General features: G+C 63.1%; 24 protein-coding genes. 8 read left to right on the forward strand and 16 right to left on the reverse strand.

Annotated elements, in window-relative coordinates:
- The 9 genes from ABIE32_RS15040 to ABIE32_RS15080 all read right to left on the reverse strand — a co-directional run.
- The coding region (locus ABIE32_RS15040) for a GTP-binding protein (protein WP_229470601.1) at positions 1 to 119 on the reverse strand (119 nt) is incomplete at its 3' end.
- 161 nt (positions 120 to 280) lie between these two features.
- Entirely contained in the window at positions 281 to 2,392 is a 2,112-nt protein-coding gene (gene fusA, locus ABIE32_RS15045; RefSeq protein ID WP_224151094.1) for an elongation factor G, read from the reverse strand.
- A gap of 154 nt (positions 2,393 to 2,546) precedes the next feature.
- Entirely contained in the window at positions 2,547 to 3,020 is a 474-nt protein-coding gene (rpsG, locus tag ABIE32_RS15050; protein ID WP_184704770.1) for a 30S ribosomal protein S7, read from the reverse strand.
- A 164-nt stretch (positions 3,021 to 3,184) separates the two neighbouring features.
- Positions 3,185 to 3,562 carry a 30S ribosomal protein S12 gene (rpsL, locus tag ABIE32_RS15055; RefSeq protein ID WP_013517317.1) on the reverse strand — a complete coding sequence of 126 codons (378 nt, stop codon included), beginning with the start codon at positions 3,560 to 3,562 and terminating at the stop codon, positions 3,185 to 3,187.
- A 276-nt stretch (positions 3,563 to 3,838) separates the two neighbouring features.
- Complete coding sequence (locus tag ABIE32_RS15060) at positions 3,839 to 5,011, reverse strand: D-alanyl-D-alanine carboxypeptidase family protein (RefSeq protein WP_429017384.1); 1,173 nt, start codon at positions 5,009 to 5,011, stop codon at positions 3,839 to 3,841.
- Between the two features lie 83 nt (positions 5,012 to 5,094).
- A complete protein-coding gene (locus ABIE32_RS15065; protein WP_429017385.1) occupies positions 5,095 to 5,736 on the reverse strand; it encodes an alpha/beta hydrolase in 642 nt (213 codons plus the stop codon).
- Positions 5,737 to 5,802: 66 nt separating this feature from the next.
- On the reverse strand, positions 5,803 to 6,156 hold the full coding sequence (locus ABIE32_RS15070; RefSeq protein ID WP_429017387.1) for a (2Fe-2S) ferredoxin domain-containing protein: 354 nt from the start codon (positions 6,154 to 6,156) through the stop codon (positions 5,803 to 5,805).
- A gap of 82 nt (positions 6,157 to 6,238) precedes the next feature.
- Positions 6,239 to 7,405 (reverse strand): VanZ family protein, encoded by a 1,167-nt coding sequence (locus tag ABIE32_RS15075; RefSeq protein ID WP_429017389.1) that lies wholly within the window; start codon positions 7,403 to 7,405, stop codon positions 6,239 to 6,241.
- Between the two features lie 24 nt (positions 7,406 to 7,429).
- Complete coding sequence (locus tag ABIE32_RS15080) at positions 7,430 to 7,849, reverse strand: CopD family protein (protein WP_224151089.1); 420 nt, start codon at positions 7,847 to 7,849, stop codon at positions 7,430 to 7,432.
- A gap of 143 nt (positions 7,850 to 7,992) precedes the next feature.
- Here ABIE32_RS15080 and hemB point away from each other — a divergent pair, with 143 nt between their 5' ends.
- Together hemB and ABIE32_RS15090 are read left to right on the forward strand one after the other, a co-directional pair.
- Complete coding sequence (hemB, locus tag ABIE32_RS15085; RefSeq protein ID WP_429017391.1) at positions 7,993 to 9,000, forward strand: porphobilinogen synthase; 1,008 nt, start codon at positions 7,993 to 7,995, stop codon at positions 8,998 to 9,000.
- Positions 9,001 to 9,092: 92 nt separating this feature from the next.
- On the forward strand, positions 9,093 to 10,334 hold the full coding sequence (locus tag ABIE32_RS15090) for a magnesium transporter CorA family protein (protein WP_224151087.1): 1,242 nt from the start codon (positions 9,093 to 9,095) through the stop codon (positions 10,332 to 10,334).
- 60 nt (positions 10,335 to 10,394) lie between these two features.
- On the opposite strand, the gene ABIE32_RS15095 is transcribed toward ABIE32_RS15090, so the two are convergent.
- The 3 genes from ABIE32_RS15095 to ABIE32_RS15105 form a co-directional block, all read right to left on the reverse strand.
- Positions 10,395 to 12,461: a bifunctional 2',3'-cyclic-nucleotide 2'-phosphodiesterase/3'-nucleotidase gene (locus ABIE32_RS15095; protein WP_429017393.1), complete on the reverse strand. Its 2,067-nt coding sequence runs from the start codon at positions 12,459 to 12,461 to the stop codon at positions 10,395 to 10,397.
- Between the two features lie 141 nt (positions 12,462 to 12,602).
- The gene (locus ABIE32_RS15100; RefSeq protein WP_429017395.1) at positions 12,603 to 13,292 is read right to left on the reverse strand and encodes a dienelactone hydrolase family protein; all 690 of its coding nucleotides are present in this window, start codon (positions 13,290 to 13,292) and stop codon (positions 12,603 to 12,605) included.
- A 53-nt stretch (positions 13,293 to 13,345) separates the two neighbouring features.
- Positions 13,346 to 14,563 (reverse strand): MFS transporter, encoded by a 1,218-nt coding sequence (locus ABIE32_RS15105; RefSeq protein WP_429017397.1) that lies wholly within the window; start codon positions 14,561 to 14,563, stop codon positions 13,346 to 13,348.
- Positions 14,564 to 14,690: 127 nt separating this feature from the next.
- Here ABIE32_RS15105 and ABIE32_RS15110 point away from each other — a divergent pair, with 127 nt between their 5' ends.
- The 6 genes from ABIE32_RS15110 to ABIE32_RS15135 all read left to right on the forward strand — a co-directional run bounded on the left by ABIE32_RS15110 (position 14,691) and on the right by ABIE32_RS15135 (position 20,379).
- Positions 14,691 to 15,572 carry a helix-turn-helix transcriptional regulator gene (locus ABIE32_RS15110; protein ID WP_429017399.1) on the forward strand — a complete coding sequence of 294 codons (882 nt, stop codon included), beginning with the start codon at positions 14,691 to 14,693 and terminating at the stop codon, positions 15,570 to 15,572.
- 89 nt (positions 15,573 to 15,661) lie between these two features.
- Positions 15,662 to 16,408 carry an SDR family oxidoreductase gene (locus ABIE32_RS15115; protein WP_429017400.1) on the forward strand — a complete coding sequence of 249 codons (747 nt, stop codon included), beginning with the start codon at positions 15,662 to 15,664 and terminating at the stop codon, positions 16,406 to 16,408.
- A gap of 3 nt (positions 16,409 to 16,411) precedes the next feature.
- Positions 16,412 to 17,143 (forward strand): winged helix-turn-helix domain-containing protein, encoded by a 732-nt coding sequence (locus ABIE32_RS15120; RefSeq protein ID WP_429017402.1) that lies wholly within the window; start codon positions 16,412 to 16,414, stop codon positions 17,141 to 17,143.
- A 3-nt stretch (positions 17,144 to 17,146) separates the two neighbouring features.
- On the forward strand, positions 17,147 to 18,607 hold the full coding sequence (creC, locus tag ABIE32_RS15125; RefSeq protein ID WP_429017403.1) for a two-component system sensor histidine kinase CreC: 1,461 nt from the start codon (positions 17,147 to 17,149) through the stop codon (positions 18,605 to 18,607).
- 123 nt (positions 18,608 to 18,730) lie between these two features.
- Positions 18,731 to 20,149: a cell envelope integrity protein CreD gene (gene creD / locus ABIE32_RS15130; RefSeq protein ID WP_429017405.1), complete on the forward strand. Its 1,419-nt coding sequence runs from the start codon at positions 18,731 to 18,733 to the stop codon at positions 20,147 to 20,149.
- The gene (locus ABIE32_RS15135) at positions 20,146 to 20,379 is read left to right on the forward strand and encodes a hypothetical protein (RefSeq protein WP_224151078.1); all 234 of its coding nucleotides are present in this window, start codon (positions 20,146 to 20,148) and stop codon (positions 20,377 to 20,379) included. Before creD ends, ABIE32_RS15135 begins: the two co-directional genes overlap by 4 nt.
- A gap of 45 nt (positions 20,380 to 20,424) precedes the next feature.
- On the opposite strand, the gene ABIE32_RS15140 is transcribed toward ABIE32_RS15135, so the two are convergent.
- From ABIE32_RS15140 to ABIE32_RS15155, 4 genes are read right to left on the reverse strand one after another with little or no spacing between them, the layout of a single operon-like run.
- Positions 20,425 to 21,066 (reverse strand): hypothetical protein, encoded by a 642-nt coding sequence (locus ABIE32_RS15140; protein WP_224151077.1) that lies wholly within the window; start codon positions 21,064 to 21,066, stop codon positions 20,425 to 20,427.
- A 9-nt stretch (positions 21,067 to 21,075) separates the two neighbouring features.
- A complete protein-coding gene (locus tag ABIE32_RS15145) occupies positions 21,076 to 21,753 on the reverse strand; it encodes an ABC-type transport auxiliary lipoprotein family protein (RefSeq protein ID WP_377780169.1) in 678 nt (225 codons plus the stop codon).
- Positions 21,754 to 21,769: 16 nt separating this feature from the next.
- Positions 21,770 to 22,735, reverse strand: a complete 966-nt coding sequence (locus tag ABIE32_RS15150; protein ID WP_224151075.1) for an MlaD family protein — start codon at positions 22,733 to 22,735, stop codon at positions 21,770 to 21,772.
- 2 nt (positions 22,736 to 22,737) lie between these two features.
- On the reverse strand, positions 22,738 to 23,586 hold the full coding sequence (locus ABIE32_RS15155) for an ABC transporter ATP-binding protein (RefSeq protein WP_224151074.1): 849 nt from the start codon (positions 23,584 to 23,586) through the stop codon (positions 22,738 to 22,740).

The following is a 23,586-nucleotide window of genomic DNA, read 5'->3' on the forward strand; positions in this document are numbered from 1 at the left end:
AACTTCTTGGACAGAACGGTAGCGATAGCAGCCGTCAGGGTGGTCTTGCCGTGGTCAACGTGACCGATGGTGCCCACGTTCACGTGGGGCTTGGTACGTTCAAACTTACCTTTTGCCATGAGAAATTCTCCAAATAAAGAGCAAAACCTGTGTTGGGTTTAACGTCTACACCCGATTGCTTGGTCGCTTCGCACAGGAAACAAAGCGGCACCGGATCGTAGACAAACTATTAAAAAGATAGCTGCTTGCGCCCGATCAACAGGCGCAAGCGCTACTTTCATTAGGCCTTGGCGCGTGCTGCAACAATGGCTTCTGCCACGTTGCGAGGAGCTTCAGCGTAGTGCTTGAACTCCATCGTGTACGTAGCGCGACCTTGCGTTTGCGAACGCAGCGAGGTGGCGTAGCCGAACATTTCGGACAGTGGCACTTCTGCCTTGATGGCCTTGCCGCCACCAACCATGTCTTCCATGCCCTGCACCATACCGCGGCGGGACGACAGGTCGCCCATCACGGTACCGGCGTAGTCTTCAGGCGTTTCCACTTCCACGGCCATCATTGGCTCGAGGATGACGGGATTGGCCTTGCGGGCACCTTCCTTGAAACCGAAGATGGCAGCCATCTTGAACGCCATTTCGTTCGAGTCCACATCGTGGTACGAACCGAAGGTCAGACGAACCTTGACGTCCACCACAGGGTAGCCAGCCAGAACACCGGAGGTCAGTGCTTCGATCACGCCCTTTTCCACCGCAGGGATGTATTCGCGAGGAACCACACCGCCCTTGATTTCGTCGACGAATTCAAAGCCCTTGCCGGCTTCTTGAGGCTCCAGAGTCAGAACCACGTGGCCGTACTGACCCTTACCGCCAGACTGACGAACGAACTTGCCGTCCACGTCCTTGACCGTGCTGCGGATGGTTTCGCGGTAGGCAACCTGGGGCTTGCCCACGTTGGCTTCCACACCGAATTCACGCTTCATGCGGTCAACGATGATTTCCAGGTGCAGTTCACCCATACCGGCGATGATGGTCTGACCGGATTCTTCGTCCGAACGCACGCGGAAGGATGGATCTTCTGCAGCCAGACGCGACAGAGCGATACCCATCTTTTCCTGGTCGGCCTTCGACTTGGGCTCCACAGCCTGTGCAATCACAGGCTCTGGGAACACCATACGCTCCAGCACGATAGGGGCGCCGACATCGCACAGGGTTTCACCCGTGGTCACGTCCTTCAAGCCCACGCAGGCGGCGATGTCACCGGCGCGGATTTCGTCCACTTCGATGCGGTCATTCGCCATCATCTGCACGATACGGCCGATACGCTCTTTCTTGCCCTTGACCGAGTTGAACACGGTGTCGCCCTTGGAGAGCACGCCCGAGTACACACGCACGAAGGTCAACTGGCCCACGAATGGGTCGGTCATCAGCTTGAACGCCAGAGCCGAGAATTTTTCGCTGTCATCAGCCTTACGGGTCAGCTTCTTTTCTTCGTCGTCAGGATCGGTACCTGCCACGTCAGGGATGTCCACTGGCGAAGGCAGATAGTCGATCACAGCGTCGAGCATGCGCTGTACACCCTTGTTCTTGAACGCGGTGCCGCACAGCATAGGCTGGATTTCGGTCGACAGCGTGCGGGCACGGATACCGGCCTTCACTTCTTCTTCCGACAGGGTACCTTCTTCCAGGTACTTGTTCATCAGGTCTTCCGACGCTTCGGCAGCCGACTCCACCAGGTTTTCACGCCACTTGTTGGCGGTTTCCACCAGATCGGCAGGAATGTCCTGGTATTCGAACTTCATACCCTGGGAAGCTTCGTCCCAGATGATGGCCTTCATCTTGACCAGATCAACCACGCCCTTGAAGTTTTCTTCAGCGCCGATTGGGATCACCACAGGCACAGGGTTGGCCTTCAGGCGCAGCTTCATCTGGTCATAGACCTTGTAGAAGTTGGCACCGGTACGGTCCATCTTGTTCACAAAGGCCAGACGAGGCACCTTGTACTTATTGGCCTGACGCCACACGGTTTCGGACTGTGGCTGCACGCCACCCACAGCGCAGTACACCATGCAAGCACCGTCCAGCACGCGCATGGAACGCTCCACTTCAATCGTGAAGTCCACGTGGCCGGGGGTGTCGATGATGTTGAAGCGGTGCTCTGGGTAAGACATGTCCATGCCCTTCCAGAAGCAGGTCACTGCAGCGGAAGTGATGGTGATACCGCGCTCTTGCTCCTGCTCCATCCAGTCGGTGGTAGCAGCGCCGTCGTGCACTTCACCCAGCTTGTGGGTCACGCCGGTGTAAAACAGGATACGTTCGGTCGTGGTGGTTTTACCTGCGTCGATGTGCGCAGAAATACCGATATTGCGGTAGCGCTCGATGGGGGTCTTGCGAGCCATGATTGATCCTTTGTTGATCAGTGAGGAGGAGGTGATGCAAACTGGCGAGTAGCACAGACATCAACCACGATATGAGGGCAGTCTGAATCCAAGCAAGGCCGCAAGCAAAAATCTGTTGCTGGCGGCCTTTGGGGATCGAGAGAGATCGCTCAGATTAGAAGCGGAAGTGGCTGAATGCCTTGTTCGCTTCGGCCATGCGGTGCACTTCGTCACGGCGCTTCATCGCGCCGCCACGGCCTTCGGTGGCTTCCAGCAGCTCGTTGGCGAGGCGTTGGGCCATCGACTTTTCACCGCGCTTGCGAGCAGCTTCCTTGATCCAGCGCATGGACAGAGCCAGACGACGGACAGGACGCACTTCCACTGGCACCTGGTAGTTGGCACCGCCAACACGGCGGGATTTCACTTCGACCATGGGCTTGACGTTGTTGATGGCAACAACGAAAGCTTCCAGAGGATCCTTGCCTGGGTGCTTCTTCTCAATCAGATCCAGAGCGCCGTAAATGATGCGCTCTGCAACTGCCTTCTTGCCGCCTTCCATGATCACGTTCATGAATTTGGACAGCTCTACATTGCCGAACTTTGGATCCGGCAGAATTTCACGTTTGGGGACTTCGCGACGACGTGGCATTTCTTCACCTCTATCTTTGCTTCAGTTGGCATCTTTTCAGACACCGCGAGAGCCAATACATGGACTCCCACTTACTCGACCCGGGCAAAACACTTGCCTTTGGGGTCACTACGTTTGCACAGCCTGCCTGGCTGACAAACACCGGGAATGTCTTGAAAAAGCGATTAAGCCTTCTTAGGACGCTTTGCACCGTACTTGGAACGGGCTTGCTTACGGTCCTTGACGCCTTGCAGGTCAAGCGAACCGCGCACGATGTGGTAACGCACACCTGGCAAGTCCTTCACACGGCCGCCGCGCACCAGCACGACGCTGTGCTCTTGCAGGTTGTGGCCTTCACCGCCAATGTACGAAATGACTTCGAAACCATTGGTCAGACGAACCTTGGCCACCTTACGCAGCGCGGAGTTAGGCTTCTTAGGCGTCGTGGTGTACACACGGGTGCACACGCCACGGCGCTGCGGGCAGTTTTCCATAGCAGGGCTCTTGGATTTAACAACTTCTACCGTGCGGCCCTGACGCACGAGTTGGTTAATGGTTGGCATTAATTAAACGTCCCTAAACGTGAATTTGCTTTGAAAAGCGAAAACGTGAATCCCTTCGGAAATTCCGAAAAGCCCTCTAATGTACCACCGAAGACAAAAATCGGCAAATGTTTACGGGGGAACCCGTAGTGTGCTTGCTGCATAAGGCAGGTTTTTCGCAATGACGCGCACCAGCCAAATACTTATAGCTCCTGTTTTTGGAGCACTCAGAAACGCAAAAGCGTGCCTTGGCACGCTTTTCTTTCGATTTCCGGGCGGTTGGGCACCCAGAGCCGCTTACTTGATCCAGAGGCGGATCGCATCCCAGGCACGGCCGAAGATGCCGGCTTCGCCCACATCCTCCAGCGCCACCAGCGGCACTTCCGCCACTTGCTGGCCGCCAGCCATCACTTTCAGGCTACCCAGCTTCTGGCCCTTGGTGAAAGGTGCGATCAACGGCTCCTGACTGACCACCTGGGTTTCCAGCTTGCCACCGGTACCAGCAGGCACGTTGACGATGATTGGTGTGACACTGCCCATCTTGACGGTGTCCTGCGCCCCCTTCCAGGCCTTGGGCGTTGCCACCGGCTGGCCGCCATCAAACAGCTTGACGGTGTCGAACGCGGTATAGCCCCAGTTCAAGAGCTTCTGGCTTTCATTGGCGCGGTCCTTGTCGCTGGCAGCGCCCAGCAGGATCGAGATCAGGCGGCGGTCGCCCGCATTGGGCACCTGGCGCTTGGCCGTGGATACCAGGCAGTAGCCCGCAGCATTGGTGTGTCCTGTCTTCAGGCCGTCCACCGTGGGGTCGCGGAACAACAAAGTATTACGATTGGTGCCGTTGGATTTGGGGGTGCCGGGGTAGTACCACTGCTTGGTCGAGTAGTAGTGCATGTATTCCGGGAAGTCCTTCATCAGGCGATTGGCCAGGATGCTCAGGTCCTTGGCGGTCGTCGTATGGCCGGGCTCGGTCAGGCCTTCCGGGTTCTTGTAGGCCGTGTTCGTCATGCCCAGGGCCTTGGCCTGCTCGTTCATCAGACGCACAAAGTTCTCGGCAGTACCGCCCACGCCTTCGGCCAGCGCCATGGTGGCGTCATTGCCCGATTGCACGATCATGCCGTGCAGCAGGTCATCTACCTTCACCTGCATCTTGGGATCGATGAACATGCGGGAGCCCGGCATCTTCCAGGCCCGCTCACTCACCGGCAGGGTCTGCTCCAGGCTGATTTTCTTGGCGCGAAGCGCGTCAAACACCACATAGCCGGTCATCAGCTTCGTGAGCGATGCCTGCTCCACCGGCGCATCAATGTCCTTGGCAGCCAGTACCTGGCCGGTGGTTGCATCGAACAACAGGTAATTGCGTGCGGCGATTTCGGGAGGTACAGGTGCCGCCAGCTGGGCCAGGGCCAGTGTGGGGGCCAGCAAGGCCGCAGCAGCCCAGGTGCGCAGGGTGGGCATCAAAGAAGATTTCATGTCGTCCAACTTTACAACTTGCCTGCCAAAGCCCATGCAGCGGGCGGCAGACCATCAAAACCAATAGCAATACTACACCACGGTCAAGCCGCAGCGGCGCTCAGGTGGCGCATGACCAAGCCTTTGAGCAGCGGCAATTGTCCGTGGAAGAAGTGAGCACCCCCTGGCACAACCGTAACCGGAAGTATCTGTGGCCGCGCCCAATCCATCACTGAAGACAGCGGAACGGTGTCGTCCACCTCTCCGTGGATGACCAGGGTGCGCTCGTGCGCCTCGGGCGGTACCGCAGCCACGGTGAAACGCGACGCGGCCGTACCCACAAACACCACTTTCTCGATCTGGCGCCGAGGCCAAAGTTCCGCCAGCGCGTGGCTCATCACGAACGAGCCAAACGAAAAACCCGCCAGCGCCAGCGCCCCCTGCGGTGCCAATTGCTCCACCACCGCCAGAAAATCCTCGCGCTCGCCCCGGCCCTCGTCGTAAGTGCCGGCCGACTGGCCTACGCCGCGAAAGTTGAAGCGCAGTGCATTCCAGCCACTGCCGACAAAGGCGCGCGCCAGGGTCTGCACCACCTTGTTGTCCATGGTGCCTGCGAATAACGGGTGCGGATGGCCGATGACGGCAGTGCCGCGCACGACGCCGTCGGAGGCAGCGGCCGCGTCGCGGGCCACCTCCAGAATTCCGGCCGGGCCGTGGATGGTGAATCGTTCTGTCTGCGTATTCATGACGCTATCAACTCCATAGCTACCGGCGCTTACCTAATAAGCATCAAAGGCAATTTATTTAAAGAATCAACGCCCTACATCGGGCGGCGTCACGAGGCGCTCGACCACCTTGCCGTTTTTCAGGTGCGACTCGATGATCTCATCGATATCGTCGTTGTCGATATAGGTGTACCAGACCCCTTCGGGGTACACGGCCATGATGGGGCCGCCTGCGCAGCGGTCCATGCAGCCTGCCTTGTTGATGCGCACCTTGCCAGGGCCGTTCAGGCCCTCGGCCTTGACGCGTGCCTTGCAGTGGTCAAACATGGCCTGGGCGCCGTGGTGGGCGCAACTGTCTTCGCCATTGGCACGGTCGTTCAGGCAGAAGAACACATGGTGTTGGTAATACTGGCCTTTGTTGCCGGGGTTCTGCTCACTCATGGCTCGCTCTCGTCAAATGCAATGGCGCTATTGTGGCAGCTTGGCAGGCCGCCATCACCCATGACGGCAGCGCGGTTGCGCTTCACTGCCCGGCGCTTTGTCTTCGGCGGCGCGCCACCACATCGCGCGGCACGCGTCCCAAAAGCAGCAATACGTACACGATCACCGCAAACGGCCACAGCCAGCCCAGCCACTGGCCCAGCCCGAAAAAGCGGATGAACCGGCCCTGCTCCCACGATTGCAACGCCGTGGCGTAGTACGGACTGGGCGGTGCCTGGTTGAGCAGGTTCACATCGATCATGACGCCCATCAACAGAAGCAGCACGCAATAGCGCCGCGGCAGGCCGACCTGCAGCAGCGCCAGCGCCAGTGCGAGCGCAATGCCCAGACGCGCGGTATGGTCCAGCCAGTCCCAGGCGAATGCCGGGCCGTAGCTGAGCGCCGACGACAGGGCCGAAACCGCAATCCCCACCACCACAATGAGCCCCACCATCACCATGCGACGCGTGAGGTGCGTCATCACGCTGAACGCCAGCCAGCACGGTATCAGCAGCCCCAGCATCACCACCACCAACTGGCCGATAGGCGACAAGGGCTCATTGGCCTGCATGAAGTTCGGCATCCATTCTTCAAACGCGGTATTCACCAGAATATCGACCAGCCAGCTCTCCAGCCGGTCGAACACCTGACCCAAACCAAAGGGCTGCGGCGGCGGAAAGAGCAGCGCCAGTGGCCACAGCAGCAGCAGCACGATGGCGCCGCGCGAATCGGGCATGAACCAGCGGTCGCGCACATCGCTCCAGCGCCGCAAAATACCCACCCATACAAACAGCGGCACCAGCAATGCCCCCGCCAGCGTGCCCATGCTGTTGAGCATCCAGTCCATGTTGCTCGACACCCGCTGGGGCAGGAATATCTGCAGAAACTCCATGGCAAGCGAGAGCGCACCGCCCAGCAGCAACGCCCACAGCCAGCCCGATCTGCGCCAGCCATGGCGCCAGAACCCCAGGCTGAGCAAAAAGCCCAGCGGCGCATAGCCCGCCACGTTGACGAGCACGTCAAACCAGGTCCAGTACGGCGGGGGAATCCGCGCCAGCAGAAACTCCGCAGGCGAAATGCCCTGCGTGCGCCAGCCCTCAAAAGGAAACAGGCTGGCAAAGACGATCAGCACCGCATACACCAGCACCAGCGGCCAGGCAATGGTTCGGTGGTTTTCTGCGGGCTGCTGCGCAGCAAGCTGGTCTTGCATTTCAGAAATGACGCATGTCAAAAATCAAAAGGGCTTGACCACCACCAGGATGACGGCGGCAATCAGCAGCAGCACAGGTACCTCGTTGAACCAGCGGTACCAGACATGCGAGTGCCTGTCCGTGCCATTGGCAATCTTGCGCAGCAGCACCGCGCAGGCATGGTGGTAGCCGATGATGAGCGCCACGATCAGCAGCTTGGCGTGCAGCCAGCCCCCCGCACCGCGCCACCAGCCCAGCCACAGCCACAGACCAAAGCCCAGCGCCAGCACGGCAATCATCGTCATGAAGCGCAGCAGCTTGCGCGCCATCAGCAGCAGGCGCTCACGTTCGGCCTGCGAATCGGCCGGAACCATGGCCAGATTGACAAAAATGCGCGGCAGATAGAACAGGCCGGCAAACCAGCTGGCCACGAACACGATATGAAAGGCTTTGATCCACAGCATCCCCCCAAGTGTAGTAGCTGGCGCCATCACCGTTGCAGAAGAAAAATGCGCTCGCAATCTTGATGCAAATCAAACCGCAGCCACTGACGCAGTTTTGGCAGCGGGCGACAGCCGCCCCGGGCAATCTGGCGCACAATCGGCGCATGCATCTGTCCAGCCCTACACCATTTCCACACAACCGTCCGCGCCGCCTGCGCCGTGATGCGTTCACCCGCAACCTGGTGCGTGAGAATGTGCTCACGCCGCATGATTTCATCTACCCGGTGTTCGTGCATGAAGGGCAGGGCAAGCGCGAAGCCGTCACATCCATGCCCGGCGTAGATCGTCTGAGCCTGGACCTGCTGCTGCCCGTGGCCGAGGAATGTGTGAAGCTGGGCATTCCGGTGCTGGCACTGTTCCCGCAGATCGACGCAGCACTCAAGACCCCTGACGGCAAGGAAGCGCTGAACCCCGATGGCCTGATCCCGCGCGTGGTGCGCACGCTGAAGAAGGAGTTCCCCGATCTGGGCGTGATGACCGACGTGGCGCTCGACCCTTACACCAGCCACGGCCAGGATGGCGTGCTGGACGAGACCGGCTACATCCTGAACGACGAAACGGTGGAAATCCTGATCGGCCAGGCACTCAACCATGCCGAAGCCGGTGTCGACATCGTCGCGCCCAGCGACATGATGGATGGCCGCATCGGCGCGATCCGCGAGGCATTCGAGGCCCAAGGCCACATCTACACCCGCATCATGGCCTACAGCGCCAAGTACGCCAGCGCCTTCTACGGCCCCTTCCGCGATGCCGTGGGCACGCGCGGCGCTCTGGGCAAGGCCGACAAGAACGTCTACCAGATGGACCCCGGCAACACCGACGAAGCCCTGCGCGAGGTGGCGCTGGACCTGGCCGAAGGCGCCGACATGGTGATGGTCAAGCCCGGCATGCCGTACCTGGATGTGGTGCGCCGCGTCAAGGACGAATTCAAGGTGCCGACCTTTGCCTACCAGGTATCGGGCGAGTACGCCATGCTCAAGGCTGCCGCCCAGAATGGCTGGCTGGACCACGACAAGGTGATGATGGAGTCCTTGCTGGCCTTCAAGCGCGCGGGCGCCGACGGCATCCTCACCTATTTCTCGCTGGACGCTGCACGCCTGCTCAAGGCATAAAAACAATAGCACTCCGCACAAACAGGGCCTGCGCAGCTTGCGCAGGCCTGTTTTTTTTGCCATGCTGGCGGGCGAAGTCTATCCAGGAATTGATGGTGAGTAACCCCAGCAGCATCCGCATCTTCCACATCGCAGGCAACGAAGCGACCGAGCTGGCCGCCGTGCCCTACCAGCTGCCCGACAAGGGCTTTCTGTGGCTGGCCTGTGCGCGCAGCTATTTCAGCGAACAGCTGGGCAGCCTGCAGCTGGCATTGCAAAAGCTCTCGGGCGCGCCGCTGGTAGACCTGCATGTGTCCGACCTGCTCAACCCCCAGCTGCCGTCGCACTATGACTACACCTCGCAGTACGACCTGCTGGTGATCCGCCGCCTGGCATCCACCCCCTCCAAGACCGGCTCTGCCGCCCTGGCCGCCGCGCGCCGCACCGCAGCGGCCAAACCCACGGATGACGCGCCCCACATCAGCACCACACCGGTCGGCTTTGCCGCCTGGGAACGGGTGCTGCTGTCGGTACACCCGGAAGACTGCACTGTGCGCGATGCCTATGCGCGGCGTCTGCTGCAGTTTGCGCGGACCGACGCGAGCGGCAGCGCGCCTGCCGAGCCCGATCCGCTCTCCAACGCCACGCAGGAGCGGCTCGCGCGCGAAGACAAGGCCTACCGCGCACCGGCGGCCGCACCCGCTGCGGGTGCAAGCGGCGTGCAGCCGGTTCGCCTGCCCACATCGCCCGCCGACCTGATGATGCGCACCGTCAACATCATCGTGGACAACTACCTGGACCTGCGACGCGAGCTGTCGCGACACCTGGACCAGTGGCAAAGCGCGCTGCTGGCCCCGCGCAAGCGCATTGCCAACTGGCAGGCCCTGCTCGAAGCACGCCTGACTCTGCACCAGCTCGACGAAATCTGCGAGGACCAGCGCGCTGCCGTACAGGACTGGGTGGATGCCGTCGAAACCTGGCCCCTGCCCGAATCGGCAAGCGCACAGCGCGAGCTGGAAGCGCTCAAGGTTCGCAGCCGCGACGTGCTGGAGCACATCGAGCGCGTGGTGCACCATGTGCGCCGGCTGGAGCAAAGCACCGAAACCGCTGTGCAGATGCATTTCAGCGTGCAGAGCAACCGCGCCAACGACATCATGCGCACGCTCACCACCATCACCGCCATCTTCCTGCCGTTGAACCTGATCGCCGCCATCTTCGGCATGAATTTTGAATTCATTCCACTGATCCACAAGGAAGACGGCTTCTGGTGGGCCATGGGCGTGATGGCGCTGATCACGGTGACGCTGATTGGCTTTTTCTCGTACAAGCGCTACCTGACGCGTACAGGAAAATAAGCCCAGCTTCATCAAAGAGAGAGCGGCTGGCGCGCCAGCCGCTCTCCTTTGGGGCGCCGCTTACTGGCCCAGATCGATGCGGTAGACCGCGCGCTGCGTGCCCGTGCCGTCGTCTGCCTTGTCCACACTGATATTGGCCAGGCCAGCCGCCTGCGCCACCGACAGGGCATTCGCTGCCGAGGTGAACAGCACCTTGCCGGCAGTCGGCGTCTTGGCAAAGCGCCAACTCTGCGCTGCGCCATTGGCCGCACGCGTGATCTGCGGGTGCGCCTTGACGTAGGCAATCACCACATCGCGGTTCGCATCGGGCGACGCGTAGATGGTGGAGCGGCCATCGAGCTCCGGCAGAAAGCCCTTGCCGCTGGTGGCGCGGTAATTGTTGGTGGCGATCACGAACTCCTGCGCGGTGTTGATCGGCTGGCCCTTGTACTGCAGGCCCACGATGCGGCTGCCCACCGGCTGGGTCACGTCGATCTGGTACTGCACGTCGGCCGTGGTGAACATGTCGAAGTTGTAACCCGGAAAGCTGCTGATCAACCACTGGTCTGCGGTAGCTGCCGAATCGATGCGGTTGAAGCGCTGGGCCGCCGCTTCCAGCCAGCTCTTGACCTGCGCGCCCGTCACCTTCACCGCATACACGGTGTTGGGGTACAGGTACAGATCGGCGGCGCTGGAGATGGCCAACGGCCCGGCGGCCACGTCGGTGTAGTCCGCACCACCCTGGAAGCCCGATTTGAAAGGCGCGCTCACCGACAGCACCGGCAACTGCGCATACTGCGGCAGATTGGCTGCCACATAGCGCTGCACATAGTCCTGCTGCGCCTGGTTGACGATCTGGATCGCCCCCGGATCGCCCACATCGGCAAACTGCGTGCCCATGCGGAAATCGGTCTGGCCCACCGGCGTCTTCACATAGCGGATGGCAGCCTGGTGCTGGCCCTCCACCACCGGGGCGATGCTGCCATCGACTGCCACATAGGTGGCCTTGCCCGCCGCATCCTTACCAGTTGCGGTGTTGCGCAGCTCCGACTTGCTCTTGGTCTTGTCCACGCTCCAGGCCTTGCCGTCCCAGCGCAGCGACAGCGCCACCACACCCAGCGCCTTGCCCCAGGAGCTGGCCATCACGGCAGGCACGCCGTTGATGGTGCCCGCCTTGTTGTCCACACCCGCCATGCTGAAGGCAGGCTTGTCTGCCGTATCAGGGAACACGCTGTGCTGGTGGCCCATCACCATCGCGTCGATGCCCGCCACCTTGCTCAGGTACAGGCCGGGGTTTTCCATGTCGGCGCGGTATTCCGAGGCGTCCAGCCCGCCGTGCAGCAGCGCCACCACGATGTCTGCGCCCTTGCTGCGCAGCTCGGGCACATATTTCTGCGCCGCCTCGACGGCGCCGGTCACCCGCACCTTGCCTTCCAGGTGGCGCTTGTCCCAGCCCATGATGCCGGGCGTGGTAAAGCCGATCACGCCGATCTTGATAGGCAGCCTGGTGGCCTTCCCGTCACTGTCTACGCCGGTGATTTCGCGGTTCAGCACCACATACGGCGCCACCAGCGGTGCATTGGTCTGGGTGCTGATGACATTGGCCAACGCCATCGGGAAGCCCGGGCCCGCGCATTTTTTGCTCGCATCCACCCCGTCAACCTTCAGACCTCCGCCCAACACCTGGTTGAGGAATGGCAGACCGTAGTTGAACTCGTGGTTGCCGAGCGTGCCCGCATCGAACTGCAGCACACCCATGGCCTTGTACATGGACAACTGCTGCTCGCAGGCAATCGGGGCCACCTGCGCCTCATAGTCGGCCAGCGCCGTGCCCTGGATGGTGTCGCCGTTGTCCACCAGCAAGGTATTGGCAAACTCGCTGCGTGCCTTGCGGATCAGGGTGGCGGTGCGTTCAAAGCCGTACGAGGGATCGTCCGCCAGCTTGAAGTAGTCGTAGCTGCGGATGTTGAAGTGCAGATCGGTGGTTTCCAGAACGGCCAGCGTTGCAGTGGCCGATTTGTCGCCACCCGAGCCGCCGCCACACGCGGTGAGCATGGCCGCAGCAGCCAGTGCTGCCAAAACGGCCAGGGCCTGGCGGGAGCGGCGCGCAGCCTGCGGGCGGCCAGCGCCAAAAGAAGAGAGTCGCATCATTGCTATGGTTGAAAGTAAGCGATGCGCGCATCATCGGCAGCAGCGATGACGGAGGTGTTACAAGCAGCTGTGCAAGATGCAACAAAGCCTTGCAGGCATGGCACCTGCAAGGCTTTGTGCGTTGAAACAGCGGGCGGGTCAGCCTACATGCTTGGCAAAGAACGCCTGCGTACGGGCCCGGGCCGCCGCCGACGCTGCCGCGTCGTAGGAGCCGCGCTGGTCGCAGTTGAAGCCATGGTCGGCAGCATATACATACACCTCCACCTCGGGGTGCGCGGTCTTGAAGGTCTCGACCGATTCCAGCGAGATCCAGTGGTCCTTGTCGCCAAAGTGGGCCATCACCGGGCACTTGGGCTTGCGTGCTATTTCAGCAGCCGTCGTCATGCCGCCGCCGTAGTACGGCACGGCAGCGGCCAGGCCGTTCAGCTCGCAGGCCGCGCGCCATGCCAGCAGGCCACCCCAGCAGAAACCGGTGATGCCCACCTTGCCACCGGTGCGGCGGGCGCCTTCATCAATGGCAGTCTGCAGATCCAGCAGCACGCCAGGAGGCGGCAACTGCTCGGCTGCAGCCTTCAGCGCAGAACCCGCTTGCATGTCGGCATCGGTATAGCCCAGCTCCACGCCCGACTTGACGCGCGCAAAGGTAGCCGGAGCAATCGCCAGGTAACCGCTTTGCGCCACGCGGTCTGCCACCGAGCGAATGTGCGAATTGACGCCGAAGATTTCCTGCACCACCACGATGGCGCCACGCGGCTTGCCCGCTGGCTCGGCAATGTAGGCCGGAAACACCTGGCCGTCGGCAGACTTCAGATCTACAAAATTACCCATAGCGATCACTCCTTGCTAAACAGATTCCAGATTCGGGGCGGGGTTCTTTCCGATTATGGCGCCGTGCACGGCACGGCCGGTGCCCGGCGCGTCACCATCGAAAGCCAGGCCGCTGCAAGAACCACGGCCAGCCCACCATACACCACCGCCATGCCCAGCGCCGAATGCGGATTCACCAGGTGGATGCCCAGCAACGAGAAGAGCGAGGTCAGCAAGAAGGCAAGCCCCCCTGCCAGCCCGCCCGAGAGCGCAGCGCTCTGCGGGAACATGGACAGCACATTGGCGAAATGGATATTGAACACCAGCCCTGCCGCCACGTGGATGCAAAAGGCGACGGCAGCCATCACCTCCAGCGAAGGCCACGAGGCCGGCAGCCATCCCGTCAGCGCCAGGAGTGCAATGAAGCAGGCCATGGCCACCACCGCCGCCTGGTGCTTGACTGCCAGCGAATGGGCCATGGCGGCGCGCGCTATCAGACCGCCGCCCATCCAGGCCAGCCCCATCAGCAGCGCCAGCGCACCGGTGGTGGTGGGGGGGCGGTGATACACCGTCTCGACGATGAAGGGCGAAGCCATGCTCCAGCCCATCACCATGGCGTAGGCTGCGCTCACGCACAGCACGCCGCGCGCAAATGCGCGATGCCGCACGATCTCCCAAGCCCGCGCGACCACTTCGCGCGGACGGATCGGTTGCGGCTTGGCCAGCGTCTCGCCGCCGCCCAGGCATTCCAGCACCAGCGCCAGCACCGAAAACGCCGCCAGTACGACAAAGTTGGCGCGCCAACCCCAGTGCGTCTGCACAAAGCCCCCAATGAAGGGCGCGCAGATGGGGCCGAGCGACCACACCACGGTCATCCAGGTGAGATACCGCTGCAGCGCAGCCCCACGGAACACATCCACAAAGAAGGTGCGCTTGCTCACCACGGCCACCGCGCCCAGCACGCCCTGCAGCAGGCGCAGCGCGCAGATAAGCCAGATATCGTCGCTGGCGGCAATGGCCGCGCTCGACAGCGCAAACAATGCCAGCGCCACCAGCATGGGCCGCCAGCGGCCAAAGCGGTCGAGCAGCACGCCCACCACCAGCTGCCCCAGCCCATAGCCGGCGATGAACAAGGTCAGCGTGAGCTGGATCTGCGCTGCCGTGCCGCCCAGGCTCTGGGCCATGGCTGGCATGGAGGGAAGGTAGATGTCGGTGCCGATGCCCGAGAGCGGGATCAGCAAAAAGGCCAGGAAAACGCCAAACGAGGCGTTGTCAGCAGTAATTCTTCGCATGGAGGTCTGCGCCTGAAATGAACAGGACGCCAGTGTGTTGTGTTTTTTAGACTGGTACAAGATTCTACGTAGCCTAGGCCTGGAAGGCCTATACTGCAGTGCACCAATCCCGCTAAGGTACTGCCCCATGACCTTGCCTGCACCGCCCCTGCCCCATGCCCCGCCTGCTGTTGCGGCCTCTGTCCAGCCGCAGGAATTGGGCCGCTTTCTGCGCGCGCGCCGCGAAAGCCTGTCTGCCACGGGAATGGGGCTGGCCCGTTATGGCCGTGTGCGCACACCCGGCCTTCGGCGTGAGGAAGTGGCACAGCTCGCTGGCATCGGCGTAACCTGGTACACCAAGCTGGAACAGGGCCGCGAGGTCCAGCCTTCGCGGCAGGCCATCGAGTCCATCGCCCGGGCGCTGCAGTGCAACGACGACGAGGTGCGCCACCTGCTGGTGCTGGCAGGCATCAAACTCGACCAGCCCCCGCCCTCCGCTGCCGACGAGCCGGGCTGCCTGCACATGCAACTGCTCGACAAGCTGCTGCCCTACCCGGCCCAGATGCAGAGCGCCGCCTTTGACCTGCTCGCAGCCAACGCCGCCTACGAGCGCCTGATGGGCGTCTCGCTGCAGAGCCTGCCCGCGCTGCAACGCAACTGCCTGCACATGAGCCTGTTCGATGCGCGCTGGCAGCGCGTGGTGCGCCATGAGCCGCAAACCATCGAGCGCATGGTCGCCATGTTCCGGGCCGCATCCACCCAGCAAAACGGCGACCGCGCCATTGCCGAGCGGCTGGACTACTTTCTCACCCACTCGCCCGCCTTCCGCAATGCCTGGGAGCGCTACCAGGTGCGCAGCCCCGAGAACCAGGAAAAGACCTTCGATCACCCCGTACTCGGCCTCATCCACCTGCGCCAGACCTACTGGTGGTCCGCACCGCGCAGCGGCATGCGCATGGTGGTCTACCTGCCCGTGGGGGAAGCCGATGCACAGGCGCTGGACCAGCTGGCCCTGCTGCCCGCGCCTTGAACCGGCCCCGCCGGGCTGTGCTGTTTTGAGCAAACCCTAATAAGATAAGGCCTCCAACCACACCCGGCACAGAGCCATCCTTGCCTGCCATGACTTCCATCGCCCTCATCACCGGAGCCAGCCGTGGCATCGGTGCCGCCACCGCCCTGCTCGCTGCCCGCCAGGGCTGGGATGTCGCCGTGAATTACAGCGCCAACGAAGGCGCCGCCCGCGAAGTGGTACAGGCCGTGCAGGCCCTGGGCCGCCGTGCCATTGCCGTGCAGGCCGATGTGGCCGACGAAGCGCAGGTGCTGGCCATGTTTGCACGCGTCGATGCCGAACTGGGGCGCATCAGCGCCCTGGTGAACAACGCGGGTGTGGTGGACCGCGCCCAGCGCCTGCAGGACATGGATCTGGCTCGCTGGCGCCGCATGTTCGACATCAACGTGATCGGCAGCTTCATCTGCGCACGCGAAGCCGTACGCCGCATGAGCACGGCAGAAGGCGGTGCGGGCGGCAGCATCGTCAACGTCTCCAGCAGAGCCGCCTGCCTGGGCGCCGCCAACCAGTACGTGGACTACGCCGCCGCCAAATCGGCTATCGACACCATGACCCTGGGCCTGTCACACGAAGTAGCCAGCCAGGGCATCCGCGTCAACGCGGTGCGGCCCGGTCTGATCGAAACCGATATCCACGCCAGCGGCGGCCAGCCCGACCGCATTGCGCGCCTGGCGCCCGGCGTGCCCATGGGCCGGGGCGGCACAGCCGACGAGGTGGCCGAAGCCATCTGCTGGCTGATGTCGGACAAAAGCAGCTACTCGACCGGCGCGATCATCGACGTATCGGGTGGGCGCTAGGCCATGCACCCCGCGCCCCACGTGCTGCTGCTGGAAGACGACCCGGCCATTGCCCGCACCGTGTGCTATGCACTGGAGCGCGATGGCATCCGCTGCACGCACAGCCTCCTGATTGCCGACGCGCGCCAGCAATGGGCCAGCCAGCGATTCAATGCACTGCTGCTGGATGTGGGCCTGCCCGACGGCAATGGTCTGGACTGGTGCCGCCAGCTACGGGCCGGCGGATCGACCGCACCCATGCTGGTGCTGAGCGCCCGGGGCGAAGAAATGGACCGTGTGCTGGGCCTGGAGCTGGGCGCCGACGACTACCTGACCAAGCCCTTCAGCCCGCGTGAACTGGTGGCCCGAACCCGCGCGCTGCTGCGCCGTTCGCAGGAGTTTTCCAAACAAAATCCGGCCCTGTCATCCACTGATCAAGCGCTTGCTGCTCCTTTTTTCATAGTGGACGAAGCAGGCCAGCGCATCCGCCTGCAAGGCACCTTACTGGATTTGACGCGGCGCGAGCACCAGTTGCTCTGCACCTTGCTCGCCGCCTCAGGCCGCATTCTGAGCCGCGACCATCTGCTCAATGCCGTATGGGGTATCGACAGCGACAGCTCTGACCGCACGGTGGATACCCATATCAAGACCCTGCGCGCCAAGCTGCGCGCTGCGGCGCCAGACAGCGACTTCATCACCACCCACCGCGGCATGGGCTACAGCCTGCGCCTGCCCGGTGCAGCTGCAAAGGGCTGAGCCATGCGCCTGGGGTTGCGGCTGCTGTTCGCCTTCTTCCTGATCAATGGCCTGGCCGCCTTCTTCGTGCTGCGCGTGTTCATGGTCGAGATCAAACCCAGCGTGCGCAAGGTGACCGAAGACACGCTGGTGGAAACCGCCTACCTGCTGGCAGCGTTTGCCAGCGATGACATGGCCAACGGAAACCTCGCCGCATCGCCCTCCACCAGCCGCTTCGCCCGGCATGTGCAGGCAGTGGCAGAGCAGCCGGTGCAGATCTGGATCTGGGACGCGCGCAAGGCAGCACTGGATCTTCGCGTGACCGTCACCGATGCGCAGGGCCGCGTGCTGTTCGACTCGGCAGGCCAGGACGTGGGAGCCGACTATTCGCGCTGGCGCAACATATCGCGCACCTTGCGCGGCGAATACGGCGCCCGCACCACGCGCGATGTGGCCGAGGACGAGGCCACCAGCGTGATGTATGTCTCCGCCCCCATCGTGGCAGGCGGGCAGGTGGTGGGCGTGCTGACCGTATCAAAGGCGGCGCGTGCCGTGCAGAACATCATCGACAGCAGCGAGCAGAAAATGCTGCGCGGCGGTGTGCTCTTCCTGCTGCTCTCGGCTGGCGTAGGTTTTGCCATCACCTGGTGGCTGGTGGCGCAGGTGCGCAAGCTGCGCAGCTATGCACAGCACGTGCAGGGCCCTACCCTGCACGAAGGCGATGGCAGCCAGCCCGCGCCTGCTGCGCCGCCGGTGCCCGAGGTACCGGGCGAACTGGGCGACCTGGCCCTCGCCATGGACTCGATGCGCAGGCGCCTGGAAGGGCGGGACTACATCGAAGGCTATGTGCGTGCGCTTACCCATGAGCTCAAAAGCCCGGTCGCCGCCATTCGCGGAGCTGGCGAGTTGCTGCAGGACGAGTTGCCTGCCGCCGACCGCCAGCTGTTTGCCCAGCAGGTGATGGACCAGAGCCAGCGCCTGCAGAACCTGGTGGACCAGCTGATGCAGCTGACCCAGCTGGAGCAGCGCCCGCCGCTGGCCGCCCTGCGCCCGACCACCAGCTTGCGCGACTGCGCCGAGCTTGCGCTGGGCCAGTTGCAGGCGACGGCCGTGCAGAAGGGCATTCATCTGGCGCTGCAGGGCAACGACAGTGCAGGCGCCTGGGATGCACAGCTGGTGCAGCTGGCTATCAGCAACCTGGTCGCCAATGCGCTGGATTTTTCGCCCGGCGGCAGCCAGGTGGTGGTGCAACTGGCGCCGCACCGCATCACGGTGCAGGACAGCGGCCCCGGTGTGCCCGAGGGGCTGATGCACAAGCTGGGCGAGCGCTTCTTCACCACGCCCAGGCCCAATGGCGAGCGCAGCGGCACGGGGCTGGGCCTGTCGATCGTGCTTCGCATCATGCAGCTGCACGGCGGCCAGCTGCACTTTGCCAATACGCACCCAGGCCTGCGCGCAAGCCTGGATTTTCCAGTGTCGCATTGAGCGCTTGGCAGGCGCTGTGCCTGCCCGCAGATGTACACACTTCACACTGCCTTCACACACTTCATGCCAGCCACACCGGCCGCTTGAACACTGCACACACCTGAATCCAACAACGAGGTGTGCATGAAGAACAGACTGGTACAAAAGGCCATCACCCTGGCCATCACCGTGGCCGTGCTGATGGTGGGGCTGATGCTGATCAGCGACGTGGTACGCGACCGCATCTACAACCGAGACCGCGCTGTGCAGAGCGTGGTCAACAGCACGGCCGGATCGCAGACCGTCTTTGGGCCGGTGCTGGTGCAGCAATGCACGCGCGAAGCCATCGCCAAGGACAGCGAAGGCCGCGCAGAAACCCGGCTCGTGAGCTTTCAGCGCTACGCGCTGCCCGACAGCCTCCAGCACAGCGCCAGCGCGCAGATGCAGCCGCGCACACGCGGGCTCTACCAAGTCAACACCTTTGTGCTGGCCGACCAGCTCACCGCCCGCTTTGCCCCTGGCAACCAGCTGCAGGGCAAGCCCGAAGCCAGCAATGTGCGCCACTGCGACGCACCGCGCCTGATGCTGCCGGTGAGCGACCCGCGCGGCATCCGCACCGCCAGCCTGCGCATCAACAACCAGGAAGTCACGCTGGAACCCGGCACCGGCCATCCTACGTACACACGCGGCCTGCAATCGAAGCCCCTTGCCGCAGCGGCAGACGCCAACGCCCCCATGGAGGTGAAACTGGCGCTGGAGCTGGTGGGCACCGAGCGCGTGGGCTTTGTGCCACTGGGCGGCACCAACCAGGTCAGCATGCAGGCCAACTGGCCGCACCCCTCGTTTGGCGGCAACTTCCTGCCGTCGCGCCGCGACATCACGGATGCGAGTTTTGACGCCACCTGGAACATCTCGGCCCTTGCCTCATCCGCCCGCCAGGGCTTTCTCTCCGGCAAACCCCTGTGCTCGCCCGCCGACCCGGACGCCGGATTCGAGCAGGAAAGCAGCCAGTGCCTGGAACAGTTCGGCACGCATTTCATCGACCCCGTGAACCCTTACACCTTGAGCGACCGCGCCACCAAATATGGCCTGCTCTTCGTTGTGCTGACCTTTGTGGCCGTGGGCATGTTCGAGGTGCTGAAAAAGCTGCGCGTGCACCCGGTGCAGTACCTGCTGGTGGGCTCGGCGCTGTGCAGCTTCTTTCTGCTGCTGATCAGCCTGTCGGAACACCTGGGCTTTGAGAAGGCCTACGCCATTGGTGCTGCGGCCTGTGTGCTGCTGCTGGGCTACTACGCCAGCCACATACTGGGCAGCGCGCAGCGCGGCCTGCCGTTTGCCGCGCTGATTGCCGTGATGTACGGCCTGCTGTTCGTGCTGCTGCAGCTGGAGCAGACCGCGCTGGTCGTCGGCTCGCTGGCCCTGTTTGCCGTGCTCGCCATCGTGATGGTCGCAACCCGCAAGGTTGACTGGTATGCCTTTGGCAAAGGCGACGGCACTGCATCTGTTCCGCCCGCCCCCATGGCCCCCGCTCAGCCATGGCCTCTGCCCAAGGAGCCTGCATGAACCGCGCCACCGCCCACCACGAACACGAGACACCCGTGAAACCTGACGCCATCACCCGCCAGCGCCAGCAGTGGCGCCAGGCCATGCAGCAGCTGACACGCCAGCAATTGCGCGAGCTGCGCCACAGCTGGCTCGAACGCGGCGAAGGCCTACCCCTGCCCGCCAATGCACGGCGCCTGCAGTGGCTACGGCTGCGCTGCTCCCTGCTGCTGCGCGAGCGCAGGTTTTGAGTCGTGTTTTCGGGGCCTGTTCATGTTCAAAGAGCAGGCCCTGCGTCAATCCTGGCGCGCGGCTCCGCTGCTGCGGTCGGCAGCGCGCTGGCGTGCCTGGGGCGACAACGCGTTCATGCATTGCAGATTGGCATCGCCCAACAGGCTGTCGCACTTGCGGATGGCGGTGTCCAGATCGGCCTCGCGCTGGCGTTCTGCCTCGCTCTTGGGCGGCGCGCCTACCGAAGCCTGCAATGCCGCCTGCTGGTGTGCTGCCTGCTCGCCCGCCACGCGCTTGCCCTTGGCCTTGTCACTGCAGGATTTGAGCGCTGCCTTGGATTCCTTGTCGCTGCCGGTGTGCTGTTTCTTGCACTGGTCCATGGCCAGGGCATAGGCCAGATCGACCTCCGCCATGCTGGCCTTGAAACTGTTGTTGGCGCTGGGGTGCCAGCGCAACTCCAATGTGGCCAGATCGATCTTGCGCCGACCATCGGCCTGCATGCGGCAGCGGCTCTGCGCGCCACCATCCACCGTCTTGCAATGGGCCAATGCCTTGCTGTGACGTTCGTTGATCGCGTCCTTGGCCGCAGCATAGGCTTCACGTGACATACGCTGCTCGGCAGCATGCACCAGCCCCATACTACATGCAGCACCCAAGGCAACTGCCAGCAACAGGTTACGCGCGGCGTCGTGCACAGGGATGGGCATGCAAGGCACTCAGCGACCCTGTTGGCGCAGCCATGCGTCCAGCTGCTGGGCCGCCTCGGTGACGGCCGTGGCGAGCGCTGCTGTACCGCCAGCAGCGTCGGCGGAAGCTGCTGGCTGGCTCAGGCTGAACACCTGCTGGCCCAGCCACTTTTCGCCGCGTGGCGTGACTTCGGTCAAGGTGGCACGCATACGCAGCACACCCCGGCTGCTGGTGCTGGAGTCAAACACCTGGCTGAACTCCTCGACCTCCAGCCGCAGCATGGCTGGGAGCGCTGGCAGTTGCAGGGCCTGGGTTGCGCCGTCATCGTCGAGCAGCACGGCGCGCTGCTGTGCCAGGGTATCTCGCACCCGCTGCTGGATCAATTGCTCGGCAGGCGCCGTCCAGCGGGCCTGGGTGTAGGGCCTCAGTTCACGGTCATTGGCATAGGCAAGGCGGTACAGAATGGAGGCGCTTGCCTCCGGCATGCCCGAAGCCCGAACCTTGGCCAGTACCAGCGGCGCCTGGACAGAGGCCTTTGGCACCGCAGCGCCCGCCGTCTGCGGAGCCTGCAGTCCAAAATCATAGCGCGCTACGGGGGCCGGTTTCTGGGGCAACGCCGAGCAGCCTGCGAGCAGCGCCAGTACGCCAACTGCCATCAGCGCGCGCCGTGCATGGCCCATCAATGCATGCGGATTCAGTGTGGACATGGTGGACTCAGCCTTTCTATCGCGATGCACCTGCGGCAGCGGGCGCGACAAAGCCCTGTTCGCCCGGGCCCGGCAAGGCGTTGGACGTGCCATAGATCAATGATTGCGGATTGTTCTTGAACGCATCGGCGGTATCGCCCATGCGGCGCGCAGCCGAGCCCACATCGCTCATGGTACGGCCCAGATTGGGCAGGGTGCCACGGTTGAAGTTGTCTGCCGCATTGGTGACCTGGTCGACCGCCGTCGCCATCTGGCCCACCACGCCGTCTTTCGACGACAGACCCGACACAGCTTTGCTCACATCGCGCGAGGTCTTGTCGATGCCGGCCAGCGTCTTGCGCGCATCCTGCGCAACGGCTGGCAGCGAGGCCAGCGCCGGGTCGAGCTTGGTATCCACTGTCACCTGCAGGCGCTTGCTCAATGCATCCAGGCTCTGCGCGGCCTGGCCCATGCTTTGCACCGACGCCATCAGCGCCCGCTGGTTGTCGATGCTGAGCAGGTCGTTCACCTTGCGGGTGGCGTCTTCCACCTGCTGCATGATGATCGGGCCCTGCTCGGCAATCTGGCCAAAGGGCGATGGACGCATCGGCAGGCGCGGCAGGCCATCTGGGCCGGCGGGCAGCGGCGTGGTGTTCATGTTGTCATCATCGAGCTGGATGTGCGCGAGGCCCGTGACGCCCTGAAAACCGAGCATGGCATAGGTGGTCTGCGTGACCGGAGCTTCGGCGTTGACGGCAATCACGATCAGCACATTGCCGTTCTTCTCGGGATCGAATTCAATCGAGCGCACCTTGCCAACCGGCACCCCCTTGTAGCGCACCGGCGCCTGCAGCTGCAGGCCGCTCACGCTCTCGGCCGTTGCCAGCTCGTACTTGGTATAGGTGGTGTTGTCCCGGCCCAGCCACAGGCTGATGCCGATGACCAGGGCTGTGAGCACCACCACAAACAAGCCCGCCGCCAATGCATGCGATTTGTTTTCCATAGCTACTCCTTTGCTCCAGCGAGCGCTCCTCCAGGGGCCGCCGCGCTGACCGGCGCCAACGCGCGCCGCCCCCGCTCACCCAGGAAGAAATGTTCGATAAACGGATGCGGGAAATGCACCACCTCTTGCGGCGCTCCCGTCACGATCACTTTTTTCTCGGCCAGCACCGCCACACGGGTGGACAGGGCAAACAGCGTGTCCAGATCGTGCGTGACCATCACCACCGTCAGGCCCAGTGCCTCGTGCAGGTCCTTGAGCAGATCGCAGAACTCGTCGGAGCTGTTCGGGTCCAGCCCCGCCGTGGGCTCGTCGAGCAACAGCAATGGCGGGTCCATGATGAGCGAGCGTGCCAGTGCCACGCGCTTGATCATGCCGCCCGACAGGTCAGAAGGCATGCGGGTGGCATGTTCGGGCTTGAGGCCCACCATCTGCAGCTTGACCATGGCCGCATCGCGCACCACGGACTTGGGCATCGTGCCCTGCTCGTTCAATGGAAAGGCAATGTTCTCCAGCACATTGAAGGCCGAGAACAACGCGCCTTGCTGAAACAGCATGCCGATGCGCGAGGCTGCGCCGTGGCGGCTGAGCTCGTCCACGGGCTTGCCCTCGATCAGCACCTCGCCCTTGGCCGGATGCAGCAGGCCGAGGATCTGCCGCAACAGCACGGACTTGCCCGTTCCCGAGCCACCCACCAGGGTCAGGATTTCACCGCGACGCACATCCAGGTCCAGATCCTGGTGGATGGCGAATGCATGGTCCCCGCGGCCGAACACCGTCCACAGCTTGCGGATCTGCACCACAGGCTGGTCAGCGGCTTGAGCGTTTGTTGCGGTTGGGGCTGTCATTGCCAT

It is taken from the genome of Comamonas sp. 4034, from assembly GCF_050434545.1.
Classification (GTDB): Bacteria; Pseudomonadota; Gammaproteobacteria; order Burkholderiales; family Burkholderiaceae_C; genus Comamonas; species Comamonas odontotermitis.

Excerpts from the sequence above, each read along its gene's own strand:
- ABIE32_RS15120 (WP_429017402.1), top strand. The coding sequence starts at position 16,412 with ATGCACCCCGCGCCCCACGTGCTGCTGCTGGAAGACGACCCGGCCATT.
- ABIE32_RS15150 (WP_224151075.1), bottom strand. The coding sequence starts at position 22,735 with ATGGAAAACAAATCGCATGCATTGGCGGCGGGCTTGTTTGTGGTGGTG.
- ABIE32_RS15115 (WP_429017400.1), top strand. The coding sequence starts at position 15,662 with ATGACTTCCATCGCCCTCATCACCGGAGCCAGCCGTGGCATCGGTGCC.
- ABIE32_RS15075 (WP_429017389.1), bottom strand. The coding sequence starts at position 7,405 with ATGCAAGACCAGCTTGCTGCGCAGCAGCCCGCAGAAAACCACCGAACC.
- fusA (WP_224151094.1), bottom strand. The coding sequence starts at position 2,392 with ATGGCTCGCAAGACCCCCATCGAGCGCTACCGCAATATCGGTATTTCT.
- ABIE32_RS15090 (WP_224151087.1), top strand. The coding sequence starts at position 9,093 with ATGGTGAGTAACCCCAGCAGCATCCGCATCTTCCACATCGCAGGCAAC.
- ABIE32_RS15095 (WP_429017393.1), bottom strand. The coding sequence starts at position 12,461 with ATGCGACTCTCTTCTTTTGGCGCTGGCCGCCCGCAGGCTGCGCGCCGC.
- creD (WP_429017405.1), top strand. The coding sequence starts at position 18,731 with ATGAAGAACAGACTGGTACAAAAGGCCATCACCCTGGCCATCACCGTG.
- ABIE32_RS15145 (WP_377780169.1), bottom strand. The coding sequence starts at position 21,753 with ATGTCCACACTGAATCCGCATGCATTGATGGGCCATGCACGGCGCGCG.
- ABIE32_RS15065 (WP_429017385.1), bottom strand. The coding sequence starts at position 5,736 with ATGAATACGCAGACAGAACGATTCACCATCCACGGCCCGGCCGGAATT.
- ABIE32_RS15080 (WP_224151089.1), bottom strand. The coding sequence starts at position 7,849 with ATGCTGTGGATCAAAGCCTTTCATATCGTGTTCGTGGCCAGCTGGTTT.
- ABIE32_RS15060 (WP_429017384.1), bottom strand. The coding sequence starts at position 5,011 with ATGAAATCTTCTTTGATGCCCACCCTGCGCACCTGGGCTGCTGCGGCC.
- ABIE32_RS15140 (WP_224151077.1), bottom strand. The coding sequence starts at position 21,066 with ATGCCCATCCCTGTGCACGACGCCGCGCGTAACCTGTTGCTGGCAGTT.
- creC (WP_429017403.1), top strand. The coding sequence starts at position 17,147 with ATGCGCCTGGGGTTGCGGCTGCTGTTCGCCTTCTTCCTGATCAATGGC.
- ABIE32_RS15100 (WP_429017395.1), bottom strand. The coding sequence starts at position 13,292 with ATGGGTAATTTTGTAGATCTGAAGTCTGCCGACGGCCAGGTGTTTCCG.
- rpsG (WP_184704770.1), bottom strand. The coding sequence starts at position 3,020 with ATGCCACGTCGTCGCGAAGTCCCCAAACGTGAAATTCTGCCGGATCCA.
- ABIE32_RS15070 (WP_429017387.1), bottom strand. The coding sequence starts at position 6,156 with ATGAGTGAGCAGAACCCCGGCAACAAAGGCCAGTATTACCAACACCAT.
- rpsL (WP_013517317.1), bottom strand. The coding sequence starts at position 3,562 with ATGCCAACCATTAACCAACTCGTGCGTCAGGGCCGCACGGTAGAAGTT.
- ABIE32_RS15135 (WP_224151078.1), top strand. The coding sequence starts at position 20,146 with ATGAACCGCGCCACCGCCCACCACGAACACGAGACACCCGTGAAACCT.
- ABIE32_RS15105 (WP_429017397.1), bottom strand. The coding sequence starts at position 14,563 with ATGCGAAGAATTACTGCTGACAACGCCTCGTTTGGCGTTTTCCTGGCC.
- hemB (WP_429017391.1), top strand. The coding sequence starts at position 7,993 with ATGCATCTGTCCAGCCCTACACCATTTCCACACAACCGTCCGCGCCGC.
- ABIE32_RS15110 (WP_429017399.1), top strand. The coding sequence starts at position 14,691 with ATGACCTTGCCTGCACCGCCCCTGCCCCATGCCCCGCCTGCTGTTGCG.
- ABIE32_RS15155 (WP_224151074.1), bottom strand. The coding sequence starts at position 23,586 with ATGGCAATGACAGCCCCAACCGCAACAAACGCTCAAGCCGCTGACCAG.